Genomic DNA, 16,496 nt, shown 5'->3' with positions numbered 1-16,496 from the left:
GCTGCGGAGTTTCCGGCGCTCGGGTCAGAACGAGCGGCGCAGGTCCTCGACTGCGAGCACATCCGCCTCGTTGCCGTCGAACGTGACCTTCGCAGCACGTCGGCTGAACGCGTGCAGGAGCAGCTCGCTCGGCTCGCCGCTGATCCGGACCGTGCGCGGCCCGCTCTTGGCCGCGATCTCGGTGCCGTCCGGGCGGCGCAGCACCACGCCCACCGGGCTGCGCCCGTAGAACACGCGCGCCACCCGGCTCAACGACTTCCACAGCGCGTCCTCGCGGGCCGGGTCCGACGGCCGCGGCTGCCAGTCCGGCTGGGCGCGCCGGACGTCCTCGTGGTGCACGTAGAACTCAGCGGCGTTGACGGCCTCGTCCACGCCCGCCAGGCCCATCGGGTTCCACTTCGGCGGCCCCTGCCGCACCCGGTCGACCAGCTCGGGCCACGGCAGCGCGCGCAGCTCGTCCTCGATCCGCCCGCTGCGCTCGGCCAGCGACTTCAGCAGCTTTCCGGCCAGCGCGTCCGGACGGCGCTCGCGCACCACCAGGTGCACGGCGAGGTCCCGCGTCGTCCACCCCTCGCACAGCGTCGGCGCGTCCGGGCCGAGCTGCTCGAGGAGATCGCACAACTGCTGACGTTCATCGCTGGCCACACCCATGTGCCCACCTTAGTGCCTGCCGCCGCGGGCTTTCGATCATCGGGTGACGGAGGTCTGCAGCTTGTCGCCGTTGGCGCTGAACACCGCGCAGTAGACGGACTGGTCGGCCGGGCTCGGGCCGCTGCTGCTGGACGCGCTGCTGTCGGCCAGGTCCGTCCAGGTCTGCTCGGACGGGATCAGCGCCACGAAGCGCAGCGCGGTCTGCTTGCCCGGCGCGAGGATCTTGTCCGAGTCGAAGTAGATCGAGCAGTAGCCCTCGCCGTAGCGGGCCAGCGCTTCCTCGCCCGGGTAGCGCAGGTCGTCGTCGCTGGAGCTGAACGGCGTGGACTCGGTGACCAGCTCGAAGTCGTGCGGTTCCGAGCACGACACGCCCTCGGTGAGCTGGGCCTGGGCCGCGATCTTGCCGACGCCGCACTTCTCGTCGTCGAGGCTGATCATCTCGATGTCGCCGCCCTTGCCGTAGGTCAGCGTCGGCTCCATCGCGATCGGGTCGCTGTTGCCGACCAGCGCGAACCGCCCGACCAGCAGCCCGGCCGCGAACAGCACCAGCGCGGTGACGCCGCTGGCGATCAGCCACGGCCGCAGCCTGCCCTTCGACTGCGACACCGACGCGACGCGGGTTCCCGGCCTGGTGCTCTCGGGCGCGCCGTTGGCGGGCACGCTGTCCAGCAGCGCCCTGACCTGGGGGCCGGTGAACCGCGCACGCGGGTCGTTGATCAGCAGGCCGGTGATCACCGAGCCGACGACGCCGTGCGGGCGGGAGAGCTGCGGCGGTTCGTTCAGCACCGCGTTCAGGGTGGCCGCCGTGGTCTGGCGCTCGAAGGGCATCCAGCCCTCGACGGCGAAGAACAGCGTCGCGCCCAGGGACCACAGGTCGCTGGCCGGACTCGCGTCCGCGCCCTGCAGCCGCTCCGGCGCCATGAACGACGGCGAGCCGATGATCGCGCCGCTGGTGGTCAGCCGCGGGTCGTCGAGGGTCTGGGCGATGCCGAAGTCGGCGAGCTTGACGCGGCCGTCGGCGACCATGATGTTGCTGGGCTTGACGTCGCGGTGCACGATGCCCGCCGCGTGCGCGCTCTCCAGCGCGGAGACCACCTGGCGGGCCAGGTCGGCGGCTTGCTCGGGGCGCAGCGGTCCGTGCTGGGCGACGTACTGGTTGAGCGTGACCGCCTGCACCAGCTCCATCACGATGTAGGTGGTGCCCGCCTCGGCGAGCACGTCGTGCACGGTGACCACCGCGGGATCGTTGAGCCGGCCGGCCGTGCGCGCCTCGCGGAGCACCCGCTCCTCGTAGACCTGCCGCTCGGCCGGGGGCACCCCGTCGGGCAGGTGCAGCTCCTTGATCGCGACCTCGCGGCCGATCACCTGGTCCCAGGCCCGCCAGACGATGCCCATGCCGCCGCGGCCGAGCTCCTGGATGACCTGGTACCGACCGCCGATCAGCCTGGTCTGCGCACCCGACCCGACCTGCTCCACCACGGCGATGCCTCCACCCGTACTCAAGTGCGACCACGAAGCGCAATGACCTGCACCTCGGCGTTCATCCAATCAGATGAACGACGTGCTCACTTGGACTGCGCCGAATCGGGAGAAGTTCCCATCGAACCCGAGATCCGGCTCACGACGCTCACCCGCGCGCGCAGCCGTTCTTCCTCGCCGAGCCCACTGGTGCGGGAGTCAGCCCTCGGACACGAGCGGGCTGGAGGCGACCTCGGTGCCGTCCCGCAGCGCGGTGATCTCGAAGTCGCTGAACACGTTCGGCGCGGCCTTCTGCAGCTGCCGCAGGCACTCGACGGCCAGCGCGCGGATCTCGACGTCGGCGTGCTCGGAGGCGCGCATCGCGATGAAGTGCCGCCAGGCCCGGTAGTTGCCGGTGACCACGATGCGCGTCTCGATGGCGTTGGGCAGCACCGCGCGGGCGGCCTGCCGGGCCTGCTTGCGCCGCAGCGTCGCCTTCGGCTCGTCGGCGAACTTCTCCTCCAGCGCGGCCAGCAGCTCGGTGTAGGCGGCCACGCCGGCCTCGGTCGCCCGGACGAACTTCTCGTGCAGCTCCGGGTCGTTGGCGATGACCTCCGGCTCGACCACCGCGGCGTCGTGCTCCGGGACGTAGCGCTGCGAGAGCTGCGAGTAGGAGAAGTGGCGGTGGCGGATCAGCTCGTGGGTCAGCGAGCGGGACAGGCCGGAGAGGTAGAACGACACCGAGCCGTGCTCCAGCACCGACAGGTGGCCGACCTCCAGGATGTGCCGCAGGTAGCCGGCGTTGGTGGCGGTGGCCGGGTTCGGCTTGCCCCAGGACTGGTAGCACGCCCGGCCGGCGAACTCGGCCAGCGCCTGCCCGCCGTCGGCGTCGGTCGACCAGGCCACGTCCTCCGGCGGGAGGAACTCGGTCTTGCCGACGAGCTGGACCTTCGGCCGCACGATCTCGGTCACTGCGGGCGGACCCCTTCCTTGCTCCGCTCGGCGGTCGACGACCGCCGCACGCGACTACTCCGGGTGCCGCCCGAGCCTAGTCGCCGAGGCCCCGTGACACCGGATGACACCATCGAGTCATTGCGTGACGCCACGGACGATGTCACCATGGCGTCATGGATCTGAACCCCTACATCGACCAGCTTCGCTCGGACCTCGGCTCCGCCGCTTCCGCCGGGGACGACCAGACCCGGCAGACCGCGGCCGTGCTGTCCGGCGCGATCGAGCCCGCCGCCCGGCTGGCCATCATGAACGCCCTCTCCGACCTGGCAGCGGAGGTGACGACCCAGCTGGACGGCCCGGTCGTCGACATCCGGCTGGACGGACGCGACGTCCGGGTGGTGGTCAGCGGCTCCGGCCAGGCACCGTCCGCCGACGAGGAAACGGAGGAACCACCGCCACCGCCACCGCCCAGCGGTGAGAGCGGTGACATCAGCCGCATCACGCTCCGGTTGCTCGAAGAGATCAAGTCGCAGGCCGAGCAGGCCGCCGCGACCCAAGGCGTGTCCTTGAACACCTGGGTCGCCCAGGCGGTCCAAGGCGCGCTGCACACCGGACGACCGCGCGGGCCGTGGGACAACCCGCGGCGCGGGCGCGGCGGCAGGCAGTGGGGCCCGCCCGGTGGCGGCCCGCGCGGCCACTGGCGCGGCGAGCCCGGCTCGCGCATCCGCGGCTGGGTAGAGGGCTGAGGGGCGGTGCGAACGATGACGAACAACGACATCCCCTCGCCCGACCCGGACGAGCCGCGGGATGACGAGAACCGCTCGGCCGCCGAGGAGAAGCTCGCCGAGCTGGTGCGGAGCCAGGACTTCGACACCGCCGGGCCGATCAGCATCGACATCGGCAACAGCCTCGGCCCGGTCACCGTCGAGCTGGCGGACACGACGGTCACCCACGTCGAGGTCCGGCACGATCCGGCGGCGTCCGGACCGGACTGGCGCAGCGGGCTGAGCGGACTGCTGAGCTGGGTCACCGAGCAGTTCGGCGATGCCGGCATCCGCACCGGCGGCGGTTTCCCCGGGTCGCAGGAGCCGGTCGCCGAAGCGGTTCGCCAGACCCGGATCGACCTGACCGGCAGCCGGCTCGCCATCCGGACCCCGGCGACCTCGCCGCTGCGGAACGTCCCGCTCGCGGTGAAGGTGCGCGCCCCGCTGGACTCGGAGGTCGGGGTGCACACCAGCTCCGGCGAGGTCCGCGTCGCCGGGCCCGCCGGGCGGGTCAACATCCAGTCCGGTTCGGGCACCACGTCGGTCGAGCAGGCTGCCGACCGGGCCACCGTGCGGTCCGGTTCCGGCCAGCTCCGCCTCGGCACGATGGCCGGCGGGGTGCACGCCCGCAGCGGCAGCGGCGACATCGAGATCAGCTCGCTCGGTGCGGCGTCGTCGGTGGCCACCGGCAGCGGGAACGTCTGGTTCGGCACGGTGTCGGCCGACGTGCTGGCGCGCTCGGGCAGCGGTGACCTGACCGTCGCGGACGCGACCGAGGGCCAGGTCGAGCTGATCACCGGCTCCGGCGAGCTGCAGGTCTCGATCCACCGCGGCACCGCCGCGGAGGTGGACCTCACCTCGTCGACCGGCAGCGCGAGCAGCGATCTGGTGGTGTCCGACGAAGCGCCGGAAGAGGAACCGAAGCTGCGGGTCTTCGGCCGGACCGGGACAGGTGATGCCATGCTGACGACCGCGACCTGACGGAATCGCAACGCTCGACCGCAGCGGCGCGCGGTGGTCACCGCGCGGTGCCGGTGGATCGGATGTGCAGCACGATCCACCGGCTCCGCACCTCGGCCGGTCACATGTCGACGGCCTCGAAAGGTGGCAGCATCGCCTGTGCTTCCACTCCGCGGGCCCACAGGCCGATCGCGAACGCCGCGGTCGCTTCCAGGAGCGGGGCACGTTCCAATCCGCCACCGTCGGCGGGCTCGCAGCCGATGTCGGTGACCAGCGAGCGCACGATCTCGACCGCGCCCGCATCGTCGCCGCACAGCGGGACGAGCAGCGGTCGGCCGTCGAACGAGGGTGGCGTCAGGCGCCAGATCGACTCGTGGCAGAGGTTGAACGCCTTCACCACCTTCGCACCGACAGCCTGTTCGGAGATCTGCTCCGCCATCGATGAACCGGCCGGGAGGTCGAGGACGAACCGGCCGGGGTCGACGGCGTTGCTGCAGTCGACCACCACCTTGTCGCGGAACGAACCGGACTCGGCACCCGCTGCGGACAGCACCTCCCGAACCGCTCCGGACAGGACCGCGATCAGGACGACCGACCCGAATTCAACGGCCTCGGCGAACGTTCCGGCCCGCACCGACCGTCCGAGGTGCTGGGCGAGCGCCTCGGCCTTCGCGGGTTGTCGACCGCCGACCATCAACTCATGGCCCGAGGAGGCCCACTGCGCGCCGAGCGCGGCGGCCATGTTGCCAGTGCCCAGAATTCCGATCCGCATTGCAGTTGCTCGCTCTCATCCAGCGGTCAGTTCGACGCCGCCGAACCTAAGCGGCGCAACAGGTACCACTCGGTTGCTTTCGAGCGGGCGAGGATGACACCACGACGGGCGAGGAGAAACCGATGACCGAGCTGTTCCCCGGGCAGGACGGGTTCATCGCCGACTGCCGCGCGCGGTTGGCGTTCGACCTGCTGTCGAACACGTGGAACCCGGTGGTCGTCTGGGTCCTGCGCAACGGTCCGCTGCGCCCGGTCGAGCTCCAGCGGCGGATAGGTGGCATCCGCACGAAGGTGCTCGCCGAGACGCTGCGCCGCCTCCAGCAGAACGGCCTGGTCACCAGGAACTCGTACCGGGAGGCACCGCCACGGGTCGAGTACCACCTGACCGAGCTCGGCGAGAGCCTGCTCGAACCGATCGAGGCGCTCGGCGCGTGGGCGGCCGAGTACGGCGACGAGGTCGTCGCGGCGCAGGAACGCGCCGAAGGAGCTCGGACCGGCTGATGCTCCGGCCGAAGTTCAGCGGGTGACCGCGCGGAGGGGCTTGGCGAGATCCCCCCGGTCGCCGATGACGACGTCGTCGAGGCCCAGCCAGGACGCCATGTCGCGCAGTGCGGCCGCCAGTTCCGGGACGACCTCGCCCAGGTCGGAGCCCGGTTCGGCGAACGCGCCGGGCACCCGCAGCACGCCTGCGGCGCGGTCCGCCTTCAGGTCGACGCGGGCCACCAGTTCACCGTTGAGGAGGAAGGGGAAGACGTAGTAGCCGTACTTCCGCTTGGGTTCGGGAACGTAGATCTCGATGCGGTAGTGGAAGTCGAACAACCGCTCCGCGCGCGAACGCTCCCAGATCAGCGGGTCGAAGGGGCACAGCAGCGCCCGGCCGGTCACCTTGCGCGGAATCCGCGCCGCGGAGTGCCGGTAGGCGGGCTGCCGCCAGCCGTTCACCGAGACGGGTTCGAGCACGCCTTCCTCGACCAGCTGGGCCACCGCCTGCTGGGACTGGGACGGGGAAAGCCGGTAGTAGTCCCGGAGATCGGGTTCGGTGGCCACGCCGAGCGCGTGCGCGGACCGCTCCACCAGCGCCCGGATCGCCTCGTCGTCCTCCGGTTCGTGGCCGAGGACGTGAGCGGGCAGCACCCGCTCGGGCAGGTCGTAGAGGCGTTCGAAGCCGCGTCGGGTTCCGGTGGTCAGCTCGCCCATCGCGAACAGCAGCTCGCAGACGCGCTTGGTGTCGGTGCGGTTCCACCACGGGCCGCGGCCTTGGCGCTCGCCGCCACCGAGCTCGCGCTCCAGCGCGCCCGCACCGATCGGGCCGAGGTCCTTGACCGCGGCCAGCACGTCGTTGACGAGCTCCGGTGAGCGTTCGAGGAGCTCCCGGCTGCGCCGCCGCCACGCCCCGCCGTACTCCCGCATCCGCCAGCGCAGCAGCGCCCAGTCCTCGATGGGGATGAGCGAGGCTTCGTGCGCCCAGTACTCGACCAGCAGCCGGGGTTGCCGCGCCCGGTGCGACCAGGCCGCGGTGTCGACCAGTTCGGGAGCGTAGGCGCCCAGCCGGCTGAACAGCGGCATGTAGTGGGCGCGGACGGCGACGTTGACGGAGTCGAGCTGCAGCAGCTTGGTCCGGGACAACGTGCGCAGGAGGTGCCGCCGGGTCACGTCGCCGCGCGGCGGCTGGTCGGCGAATCCCTGGGCGGCCAAAGCAACTCGGCGAGCGGTGTCGCGGCTCATGGTCTGCACCTGCCCGATGGTGCCAGCGAGGCCCGACAGCCCGACGGCGGGTCGCACCGCGCAGTGCCGGAACGCGCACGCTGCGTTGAGCGCGAGTCGATCCCGCCCGCTCGACGAGCCGGCGACCGTCACAGCCGGTTCACCGGCGTTGTCCAGCAGCGCGGGCGTTCTCCACCATCTGGTGTCCGATCCGCCACGCACAGCGACCGCAGCAACCTCTAGATTGACCGCATGGCTGATGCCGAAGTGCGGGAAGCGGTGCCGTCCGATGCCGTGGAGGTCGCGCGGATCCAGTTGACCACCTGGCGGACCGCGTACACCGAGCTGCTGCCCGCCGAGGTGCTGGACGGCTTGGACTCCGCCGCCGCCGAGCAGGAGTGGCAGCAGGCGTTGACCGAGGGGCCGGTCACCGTGCTGGTGGCGACCGAGGGCTCCTGGGTGGTGGGTTTCTGCGCCGCCGGCCCGGCGCCGGAACCGGAGATCGCGGCGGCCAACGGCTCGATGCCGCCCGACGCGAGCACCGTGGTCCTGGTCAGCGCGCTCCTGGTGGAGCCGCGCTGGGGGCGGCGCGGGCACGGCGGGCGGTTGCTGGGCGAGATGGCGCAGCGATTGGCCGCGACCGGTGCCACCCGGGGCGTCGTGTGGGTGCCGGAGGCGGATACCGCGTCGATGGCCTTCTTCCGCAGCGCGGGATGGGCCCCGGACGGTACGGTGCGGACGCTGGACGCCGGTGGGCGCCCGCTGCGGGAGCTGCGGTTGTCGGGTTCGCTGGAACTCCAGTTCAAGACTTCGTGAACGCGCTCTTCCGCTCGACTGAACCTTTCACCCCGATTGGTGGCCGAAGCCGCGATGACCGACGCACCGCATCCGGGAAGGCGCAGGCTCCGCACGCGCACGACCTGCAGCTGTCGCGCGGATTTCGGCCGGAGCGGGCTCGCTGAGCAGCACGTGCTCGAATTGCTAGCCTTCCGTCAGCTGGTCTGAACGCGCTGGGGGCGAACGTGCTGACCGTCATCGGATTGCTGTCCACCGCCTTCGGGGTGTCGGTGGCGTCCGCGCTGCTCCCGCTGATCAGCGTCGAGCTGTTCGCCATCGGCCTGGTGCTCAACGGCCCGGAGATCCCGTGGTGGCTGCTGGCGGTGGTGATCGCCACCGGCCAGATCGGCGGGAAGCTGCTGCACTTCTACGCGGCGCGCGGGGTGATCCGGCTGCCGAAGTTCTTCCGCCGCAAGAACACGGGCGAGAAGGGCGGGCGATGGCGCGAGTGGCTGGAGCGGTTCCGCGCGAACTGCCAGCGGCGTCCGGTGTGGACCGGCGCGGTCCTGCTGGTCAGCGCCACGGCGAGCCTGCCGCCGTTCGCGGCGGTGGCGGTGATCGCCGGCTGGGCGAAGGTGCCGCTGTCCACGTTCGTGATCACCGGTTTCATCGGGCGCTTCGTCCGGTTCGGCGCCCTGGCCATCGCCCCGGGCGTGATCGTCGCCTGGTTGTGACGCCGCCCGGCATGCGCCGGCACCGGGCCCGGCGGCGCCCGAGGTCGAGCCGGTCCGGGCCGGACCGTGCCCGCGACGGGATGCGCCGGGCCCGGTGAGCGGGGTCAGATCAGCCCCAGCCTCTTCGGCACCCCGCTGAGGGAGTCGATCAGTCCGAAGACCGGCACGCCCAGCGGCGCGAAGGTCCACTTGTTGTTCAGCTCGCTGGTGTCCGGTTCGTCGACGACGGCGACGCCGTCCTGGCGGGGCGCCTCGGCGAGCGCCGCCGGGGCGGCGCTGAGCAGCGCGGCGCCGGTGAGCACAGCGGCGGTGAGGGCGCGGCCGGTGTTCCGCTTGGTCATGGTGGTTCCTCCGATCACGGGTTCAGGACGTCGAAGACCGGTGCGAGCAGCTGGGTGGGCAGCTGAACCGACGGTTCGAGCAGGGAGCCCAGGTCGACGCCGGGGAGCACCCAGATCGGCTCGGCGGTCGCGACGCCGCCGGTGAGCAGGCAGGCGGTGATCGCGGTGGCGGCGACCGCGGCGAGCCTGCGGATGGTTGCGGACATGGTTCCTCCTTCTGTCTGGCCGGTTCCTGGTGGTCCGGCCGGGTTCGGTCAGCCGTTGCCGAGCGGGCCGGAGATGGCGACGATGGTTCCCTTCGGGATCCACTGGCCCGCCGCGGTGCTGCCGTGCTGGTGGGTGGGCATCTGCATGACGTCGACCTGGGCCGACGCGTAGACGGAGACCGCGCCGGTGACGTGCTCGCCGCGGGCCGCGAGCCAGCGGCGGAACCCGGCGAGCGAGGGCGGTTCGCCGCCGAAGCGCGCGGCGAGGGTCATGCCGTAGGCCAGCGAGCGCTGGTCGCGCGGGTCGAACCGGAGCGGTATCGAGACGCCGGGGACCTTGTTCACCACCGGGCCGTGCAGCAGCCAGGGAGCCAGCTGCACGCCGTAGAGGTAGCTCGTGCCGCGGTTGGCGTCGTCGAGCGCTTCGGCCGCACGGGACCAGCCGGACACCACGAGCAGCGCACCCTCCCGGTCCTCGCGGAGCGGAATGCCGCGCTGCTGGGCCGCAGCGGTCACCAGCTCGGTGGCGGCGCGTCCGCGAGGTGAGTCGTCGCCGACCACGTTGATCGACGGGACCGGGACTTCGGCGAGGTATCCGACCAGCTTCCCCAGCGCTTCACCATCCTCTTCGGACAGTTCGGCGGACGGGCAGCGGTCGAGGACGCCCGGTGATCCGGCGGCGAATCCGCCCAAGGCGGCGCTGGCGCATTCAGCGCCGTCCGGCCCCACTGCGTCGGGCAGCGCGGGCAGTTCACCCGCGTCGAGATCCACCGACGCTTCTTCAGCGCCCCGCCGCACGAGCAGATCGCTGCGGCCAGCAGGCAGGTCGATCTCCGCCCAGGTCCCGGAGCTCCCCGGGCGGGGCACCGCGCGGGCGAGTCCGGCAGCGGTCTCCACCACCACTTCCAGCCCGGCACTCTCCGGGAAGTGCACCAGGTTCCGCCCCGGTCGGTGCGGGCTGACCAGCACCGACGTTCCGGCCGCGGTCACCACCCGGGGCACTCCGGGCACGGGCAGGTCGGCCGGTGGCGGAAGTCCTGGCAGAGCCGTCCACGCGACGGTCGCGACCAGCACGCCCGCCGCGCCGAACCGGTAGCGCTGCCGCACATCGCGGAGCACGACGGTCAGCACCAGCACCGCGAGGGCGGCGACGGCAAGGACGAGCATCGTCGCGCCGTGCGCGCTCTCCACCAGGCGTCGGTCGAGGAAACCGGACGCCAGCAGCTGCGCCGTCCCCGCTCCCGCCAGCGCGATCGCGGCGGTCAACGCCACCGGCCCGGGGCGCAGTCCGCTGCCGGATCGCCACTCCCCCGCGGCGATGCCGAACCAGACCACCGCGACGGCGGCGAAGACCGTGTCGAGGAAGAACTCGAACGAAGCGTGCTCCAGCGCGGCCTCGGCGATGAGCAGCAGGGCCAGCGCGAAACCCAGGTAGGTGGCCGCCGTCCGCCAGCGCAGCGAGGCCGGCACCGCGAGCGCGAGCAGCGCGTGCGCGACGGCGAAGCCGATGTCGATGTCGAGCACCACGGCGGAGCTCGCGCTGGCCGCGGCGGCGAGCGCCGCCGCGCCCCAGGCGAGCCGGGGCCGCACTGCGACCGCCGGGCGCAGCAGGCCGATGCCCGCCACCAGTGCGGTGCTGGTCAGCAGCACCACTCGCAGCACCAGTCCCAGCAGGTCCACTTCGGACGCCGCGAGGTGGGAATGCATGTGCTCCACCGCTTTCTCGTGTTCGGAGGTTCAGGGATCCGCGCCGGTGGCGCCGGGCGTGCGGAGACGGCGCCACCGACGCGGTTCAGCGGGCCCGCCGCGCGACCGGCAGCGCCGCGCGGCGGGTTCGCGATCAGCCCTTGAGGTCCTCGTCGGCGACCACGAACAGCTCCGAGTGCGGTTTGGCGTTGCCGAACTGGCCGTGCGGCCAGGTCTTCCGGTTGAAGTTCACGCCCACCTCGCCGGTGACCTCGTCGCGGAAGTCCTCGTCGAGCGAGACCTTCCCGTCCGGCCCCAGGTGCACGAGGTTGACCTTGTGGTCACCGTCCAGTCCGGAGCGGGCGACGAAGTAGTTCGACACCGCGAGCCGCCGCGGCTGCTGGGTCTCGCGGTAGTAGCCGTCGTCGTCGAGCACGAAGTTGTCGTAGGCGCCCCAGTGCGGTCCCGCGCCGGGCTGGCCGGGGTTGATCGGCGTCGCCCCCGCCAGGGTCGGGCAGTCCGCCTCGGCGCCACCGTGCTCGGCTTCCTGCTTGGTGTCGATCGAGCACCGGTAGTCGGTGCCCGCCGCGACCAGCTTCGAGATGTCCAGCACGTAGACGCCGCCGGTGGTTCCGGGGTCGTCGGCGCCGAAGGTGCCGGGCTGGCGGCCCTGGATCGCGCGGTACAGGAAGCGGTCGTCCGGGCTGGTCTGGATCCAGCCGCCGTTGGAGCTCCCGCCGTTGCGGTCGTTGGCCGCGTCGAAGCCCGGTGCCGCGGTGCCGTCGTCGAACACCTGCCGCCACTGCGGTTCGGCGGCGGTGATGTCCGGCGTGTAGAACACCGCACCGCCCTGCATGGTCTGCGCGAAAGCGCCCTTGTGACCGGGCAGGTTGGTCACGGTCGTCTCCATGACCGCGCGGCTCTCCTGGTGCAGCGGGTCGTTCGGGTCGGCGCGCGGGCCGTCGGGCAGGTAGGACACCGCCTTGAGCTTCGGGTGGTTGCGGTCGGAGATGTCCCAGGTCCGCACGGTCGGTCGCCGCAGGTACGGCGACGGCGCCTTCACCGGGTCCAGGATGATGTTGCGCGGCTCCACGTAGTCCGCGGTGACCAGCGTGTTCAGGTCTTCGCGGGCCTGGATGCCGTGCGGGTTGGCGCAGGTCGGCTGGCCGAGCCGCGGCAGGTTGGCGCACAGCTTCTCGTTGTCGCCGCCCGGCGTCGCGGCCGGTGACTGCGAGAGCACCTTGGCGTTCTCGTCGAACCGGACCACTTCACCGGGGCTGCCGGCGAAGCCGTTGCCGATGTGCACCGAACCGTCGTCGTAGCGGTACGGGCCGGGCGCGACGGGCCCGCCCATGTAGGTCGCGTACGCGGTGCCGTCCTTGAGCACCCAGTACGCGTCGGGCACCGAACCGCCGAGCGTCTGCGACGGCAGGCTAATGCCCTTCAGCTTCACCGACGGCAGTGCGGTGACGTCGAAGGCGTAGGTCGCCGCGCCGAAGAGCGCACCGGCGTAGATCGTGTCGCCCTTGTGCCAGACGTACTGCATGTGGTGCGGCTCGTTCTCCACCAGCGGCCCGACGGTGATGGTGTTGACGACCTCGCCGTACCCGGGAGATCCCGGGGTGGCGTCGATGACCGCGAGGAAGTCCGGGCCGGGCAGCGAATCCGCGACGTCGCCGATGCCACCGGTGAGCGATCCGGGCAGGTCGCGGACCTTCGGCACGGCGGTGTCGGCGATGTTCTCGTCACCGGCCCACACCAGCAGCCATTCCTTGCGCTTGCCGTCGGACCGGGACTTCTCCAGCGCGCTGGTCACCAGGTGGTTGGTGACCGTGTAGTCCTTGCCGTCGGCGCCCTTGATCGAGTGGGTGGACACTTCGACGTCGGCGTAAGCGTCCTGCACCGGCAGCGTGACCGCGCCGACGGCCAGCAGTGCGGCGCCCAAACCGGTGGACAGTCTTCGGTATCTGCTCTTCATCAATGCTCCGAGAATCGGTGTGTGGCCCTGATTCGGGCGTGCCGGAACAGCCGTGCGGCCGGAACAGGGCCGCACGACGGGGAATCGGGCGATTAGCTGCCGAGCTCTCGACGCGCGGCCAAGAGCGCTTCGTTCTCCTAGTCCTGCCGTGGACCGGGAACGCATGGCCCGGCTGCGCGACCGCGGTGGCGAATTCGAATTGCCGCGCAGTGGTGGCGGGGACTTAACGCACGCGACAGAGCGCGCTGGCCTGCTGCACGAGATCGACGTGCAGGCGAGCGACGAGAGTGCCGAACCTCGACATGGCAGGAATGATCGGCACACCGCGACCGGGTGTCAACGACCAACCACTTGCTGAGATCGGACCTGTCCGTCACCGACGAATGCGCCGCACTCGACGGCATTCACCCGAAAAGAGGTCGTGGATTTAACACCGGGTCGGTATTTCGGCGCCGCAGAAGAGAAAAACGCTCGTGAGCGCGGAATGCGGTTCCGCGCTCACGAGCTTTGCTCAGCTGAGGTGTTCCCGGAGCGCTGCGGCGCCGGATTCGGCGAGCCAGTCGGTGAAGGTGCGCAGTCCGGGGTGGATCACGCGCAGCGCTTCGATGTCGGCGTGCCAGCGGTTGCCCGCCGCCCAGCTCTCCTTGGTCTCGGCGATTCCCGGGCCGACCGCGGCGGCTTCCTCGTCGGTGAGCTGCTCGTACCGGACCGGGATGCCGGTGGCGGCGGTGATCGCAGCGGCGGCCTCCACCGGGGTCGGCTGGTCGCCTGCCAGTTCCAGCGTTCGCCCGGCGAACCGGGCCGGGTCGGCGAACGCGAGTGCGGCGAACTCGGCGATGTCCGCGAGGGCGATGATCTGCATCGGCTCGTGGGGCGGGAACAGGTGCCGGTGCACGCCGCCCGAGATGCCGTCGATGCCGACCTCCGCCGGGATGAAGTAGTTGGTCATGAACCGGACGGGCCGCAGCACGGTGGGCATCGCGACCCGGTCGCGCAGGTACCGCTCGATCCTCGCTTTCGCGGCTGCGCCGGGGAATTCGATCGACGCCGTGGCCACCGTGCTGAGCACGACCTGCTCGACGCCCGCCCCGACCACCGCGTCGATCAGCGTCCGGACGCGGGTTTCCTCGAGGTCGGTCTTGCCCAAGGCCGTCTGGAGCGGCGGGATGGCGAAAACGGCTGCGACGCCGTCGAGAGCGGGCGGCAGGCTCTCCGGCTCGTCGAAGTCGCCGACCGCGAGCTGGGCACCGGCAGCGGCCAGCGCCGCGGCGGCCGGGGCGGTCGCGTCGCGGACCAGGGCTCGCACCGGTCGGCCATCGGCCAGCAGGCGGCGCGCGGTGGCGCTGCCCTGCTGGCCGGTGGCGCCGGTGACCAGGATCGGTGAGGTGTTCATGACGTCCGTTCCGGAAGTGTTGGATACTGGCACGATCCGGAATGGTCGACCCGCTTCCACCCGGCGGACAAGGATTGCGTGACATGCCAGCAGTTCCCGGCGCCGAACGTGCCGATGCCCGGCGCAACCGGGAGGTCGTGCTGCGCGCGGCGATGCGGGCCTTCACCGAGGGCGGACTGGAGGTGTCGCTCGGCCAGGTGGCGCGGCGCGCCGGGGTCGGGGCCGGAACGGTCTACCGGCACTTCCCCAGCAAGGAAGTGCTGGTAGAAGCGGTGCTCGCCGAGCACGTCGCGGAGCAGGTGGCGGCGGCGGAGCAGTGGGCCGACCGCGCCGAGCCCGGTGACGCGCTGTTCGGCTTCCTGCTCGAAGCGATCGGGAAATCGGCTGAGCGCAGGCACTTCTGCGATGCGTTCGCCGCTGACCGGAGCTGGCCGCGGGCCGTGTTCACCGCGGCGACGGAGAAGTTCGACGAGGCGCTGGATCGCTTGCTGCGCAACGCGAAGCAGGCGGGGGCGGTGCGCGACGAGGTTCGGGCCGATGATCTGGCCGCGATCATCATCGGTGGTGCCGCGCTGCGCTCGGCGCACCCGAACCGGGCGCGGAGCGCACGGCTGGTGCGGCTGATGCTGGACGGGCTGCGCACCGTCACGGAAGACGGATCGTTTCGTGACACATCCGCGCGGCGGCGTCACGGAACCGGGGAGCGCTGCGCGGAGTGCGGCGCCCGGCTGGACATCCGGCCCACCGGGCGGCCGGCGCGCTACTGCGGTGCGACCTGCCGGCAACGCGCCCGCCGCCGGCGTGCCTCCGGCTGATCAGCTCGGCCGGTCCTGGCGTTCCATCTCGATCGCGCGGCGCATCGCCTTGCGGCCCCGGTTGCGGTCACCGGCGAGGTCGTAGGCCTGCGCCAGGGCGAACCAGCGCCGCCAGTCCGCCGGGTCGGCTTCGAGCTCGGCCTGCTTCTCGTCGAACCACGCGTCCGCGGCTTCCCGCTCGACGCGACCGGACGGCCGCAGCGGCAGGTGCGAGACGTCCGGCAGCGCGCCCTCGTCGTGCAGCCGCCGGGCCAGCCGCTCGGTGCTCGCGCCGAAGCGCAGCTGGTCGGCCACGAGCACCGCGCCGAGCACCGGCAGCACGAAGATCGCCAGCCCCAGCGCGATGAACACCGGCTGACCGCTGACGATCATCGTGACGGCGCGCTGGCCCATGATCACGAGGTAGACCAGCAGTGCGGCCGCCACCACGAACGCGGAGGTCCGCGGCGTCAGGAACCGGCGCTGCTTCGACTCGGACAAGTCAGATCCCCAGCAGCGCGTCGAGCCCGACGGTCAGGCCGGGCCGGGTGCCGACCTCGCGGACCGACAGCAGCACGCCCGGCATGAACGAGCGGCGGTCGAAGGAGTCGTGCCGGATCGTCAGCGTCTCGCCCTCGGTGCCGAACAGCACCTCCTGGCTGGCCACCAGACCGGTCATCCGGACCGAGTGCACGCGCACACCGTCGACGTCCGCGCCACGAGCGCCGTCGAGCTCCTTGGTCGTGGCATCCGGCGCCTCGCCGAGCCCGGCTTCCGCGCGCGCCTGGGCGATCACCTGCGCGGTGCGGGCGGCGGTCCCGGACGGGGCGTCGGCCTTCTTCGGGTGGTGCAGCTCGACGATCTCGACGGATTCGAAGAACTTCGCCGCCAGCTCGGCGAACCGCATGGACAGCACCGCGCCGATGGCGAAGTTCGGCGCGACGAGCACGCCGACCTCGGGGCGCTCGGCCAGCCAGGACCGGATCTGCTCCAGCTCCGCGGCGCCGAGACCGCTGGTGCCCACGACGACGTGGATGCCGTGCTCGACGCAGAACCGGACGTTGTCCAGCACCGCGTCGGGGTGGGTGAGGTCGACGGCGACCTGCGCACCTGCCGAGACCAGGCCCGACAGGTCGTCCTCGCGGTTGATGGCGGCGACCAGCTCGGTGTCGGAGGCCTCGCCGACGGCGCGCACCGCCTCGGATCCCATCCTCCCGCGGGCGCCCAGCACACCGACCTTGATGCTCACGTGACGACTACCTCTCCACCCGATGCCGAGACTCCCCCGAGTCTATGCACCGTTCCCGGCCTGGATCGGACGCACC

The 16,496-nt window shown here is 71.7% G+C and carries 18 protein-coding genes; 6 read left to right on the top strand and 12 right to left on the bottom strand.

The features are described 5' to 3' along the window. Positions 1-24: 24 nt before the first annotated feature. The 3 genes from C4T78_RS14570 to thyX all read right to left on the bottom strand — a co-directional run bounded on the left by C4T78_RS14570 (position 25) and on the right by thyX (position 3,081). The gene (locus C4T78_RS14570; protein WP_093344844.1) at positions 25-651 is read right to left on the bottom strand and encodes a TIGR03085 family metal-binding protein; all 627 of its coding nucleotides are present in this window, start codon (positions 649-651) and stop codon (positions 25-27) included. A 36-nt stretch (positions 652-687) separates the two neighbouring features. Beyond that, positions 688-2,154: a serine/threonine-protein kinase gene (locus C4T78_RS14565; RefSeq protein WP_235862943.1), complete on the bottom strand. Its 1,467-nt coding sequence runs from the start codon at positions 2,152-2,154 to the stop codon at positions 688-690. Positions 2,155-2,328: 174 nt separating this feature from the next. Next, positions 2,329-3,081, bottom strand: coding sequence for an FAD-dependent thymidylate synthase (gene thyX / locus C4T78_RS14560; RefSeq protein ID WP_093344838.1), 753 nt, complete (start codon positions 3,079-3,081; stop codon positions 2,329-2,331). 155 nt (positions 3,082-3,236) lie between these two features. Here thyX and C4T78_RS14555 point away from each other — a divergent pair, with 155 nt between their 5' ends. Beyond that, on the top strand, positions 3,237-3,809 hold the full coding sequence (locus tag C4T78_RS14555) for a toxin-antitoxin system HicB family antitoxin (RefSeq protein WP_093344835.1): 573 nt from the start codon (positions 3,237-3,239) through the stop codon (positions 3,807-3,809). 15 nt (positions 3,810-3,824) lie between these two features. After that, the gene (locus tag C4T78_RS14550) at positions 3,825-4,808 is read left to right on the top strand and encodes a DUF4097 family beta strand repeat-containing protein (protein ID WP_093344832.1); all 984 of its coding nucleotides are present in this window, start codon (positions 3,825-3,827) and stop codon (positions 4,806-4,808) included. 100 nt (positions 4,809-4,908) lie between these two features. On the opposite strand, the gene C4T78_RS14545 is transcribed toward C4T78_RS14550, so the two are convergent. After that, complete coding sequence (locus tag C4T78_RS14545) at positions 4,909-5,559, bottom strand: NADPH-dependent F420 reductase (RefSeq protein ID WP_093344830.1); 651 nt, start codon at positions 5,557-5,559, stop codon at positions 4,909-4,911. Positions 5,560-5,681: 122 nt separating this feature from the next. Between C4T78_RS14545 and C4T78_RS14540 the strand changes: the two genes are divergently transcribed. Further along, the gene (locus C4T78_RS14540; protein ID WP_093344827.1) at positions 5,682-6,059 is read left to right on the top strand and encodes a winged helix-turn-helix transcriptional regulator; all 378 of its coding nucleotides are present in this window, start codon (positions 5,682-5,684) and stop codon (positions 6,057-6,059) included. Between the two features lie 15 nt (positions 6,060-6,074). Here the strand turns inward: C4T78_RS14540 and C4T78_RS14535 are convergent, their stop codons facing one another. Then, complete coding sequence (locus tag C4T78_RS14535; RefSeq protein ID WP_177247338.1) at positions 6,075-7,283, bottom strand: winged helix-turn-helix domain-containing protein; 1,209 nt, start codon at positions 7,281-7,283, stop codon at positions 6,075-6,077. Between the two features lie 231 nt (positions 7,284-7,514). On the opposite strand from C4T78_RS14535, the gene C4T78_RS14530 reads away from it, so the two are divergent. Both C4T78_RS14530 and C4T78_RS14525 read left to right on the top strand, forming a co-directional pair. After that, entirely contained in the window at positions 7,515-8,078 is a 564-nt protein-coding gene (locus tag C4T78_RS14530; RefSeq protein WP_093344825.1) for a GNAT family N-acetyltransferase, read from the top strand. Between the two features lie 206 nt (positions 8,079-8,284). After that, positions 8,285-8,773, top strand: a complete 489-nt coding sequence (locus tag C4T78_RS14525) for a VTT domain-containing protein (RefSeq protein WP_093344824.1) — start codon at positions 8,285-8,287, stop codon at positions 8,771-8,773. Between the two features lie 104 nt (positions 8,774-8,877). On the opposite strand, the gene C4T78_RS14520 is transcribed toward C4T78_RS14525, so the two are convergent. The 5 genes from C4T78_RS14520 to C4T78_RS14500 form a co-directional block, all read right to left on the bottom strand. Further along, on the bottom strand, positions 8,878-9,114 hold the full coding sequence (locus C4T78_RS14520) for a hypothetical protein (protein ID WP_093344821.1): 237 nt from the start codon (positions 9,112-9,114) through the stop codon (positions 8,878-8,880). A 14-nt stretch (positions 9,115-9,128) separates the two neighbouring features. Next, complete coding sequence (locus C4T78_RS14515) at positions 9,129-9,320, bottom strand: hypothetical protein (RefSeq protein ID WP_093344818.1); 192 nt, start codon at positions 9,318-9,320, stop codon at positions 9,129-9,131. 48 nt (positions 9,321-9,368) lie between these two features. After that, positions 9,369-11,027: a hypothetical protein gene (locus C4T78_RS14510; protein WP_093348147.1), complete on the bottom strand. Its 1,659-nt coding sequence runs from the start codon at positions 11,025-11,027 to the stop codon at positions 9,369-9,371. A gap of 133 nt (positions 11,028-11,160) precedes the next feature. Beyond that, positions 11,161-12,984, bottom strand: coding sequence for a selenium-binding family protein (locus tag C4T78_RS14505; protein WP_235862942.1), 1,824 nt, complete (start codon positions 12,982-12,984; stop codon positions 11,161-11,163). 511 nt (positions 12,985-13,495) lie between these two features. Next, the gene (locus tag C4T78_RS14500) at positions 13,496-14,377 is read right to left on the bottom strand and encodes an NmrA family NAD(P)-binding protein (protein ID WP_093344812.1); all 882 of its coding nucleotides are present in this window, start codon (positions 14,375-14,377) and stop codon (positions 13,496-13,498) included. 83 nt (positions 14,378-14,460) lie between these two features. Between C4T78_RS14500 and C4T78_RS14495 the strand changes: the two genes are divergently transcribed. Then, on the top strand, positions 14,461-15,192 hold the full coding sequence (locus tag C4T78_RS14495) for a TetR/AcrR family transcriptional regulator (protein WP_093344810.1): 732 nt from the start codon (positions 14,461-14,463) through the stop codon (positions 15,190-15,192). On the opposite strand, the gene C4T78_RS14490 is transcribed toward C4T78_RS14495, so the two are convergent. Together C4T78_RS14490 and dapB are read right to left on the bottom strand one after the other, a co-directional pair. Further along, positions 15,193-15,585 carry a hypothetical protein gene (locus C4T78_RS14490; RefSeq protein WP_374703877.1) on the bottom strand — a complete coding sequence of 131 codons (393 nt, stop codon included), beginning with the start codon at positions 15,583-15,585 and terminating at the stop codon, positions 15,193-15,195. A gap of 88 nt (positions 15,586-15,673) precedes the next feature. After that, positions 15,674-16,420 carry a 4-hydroxy-tetrahydrodipicolinate reductase gene (dapB, locus tag C4T78_RS14485; RefSeq protein WP_218161407.1) on the bottom strand — a complete coding sequence of 249 codons (747 nt, stop codon included), beginning with the start codon at positions 16,418-16,420 and terminating at the stop codon, positions 15,674-15,676. Between the last annotated feature and the right edge of the window lie 76 nt (positions 16,421-16,496).

It is taken from the genome of Saccharopolyspora kobensis (assembly GCF_900108315.1).
Lineage (GTDB): Bacteria > Actinomycetota > Actinomycetes > Mycobacteriales > Pseudonocardiaceae > Saccharopolyspora > Saccharopolyspora kobensis.
The sequence above is the reverse complement of the archived record's forward strand: the minus strand, read 5'-3'. Positions and strand labels throughout refer to the sequence as shown.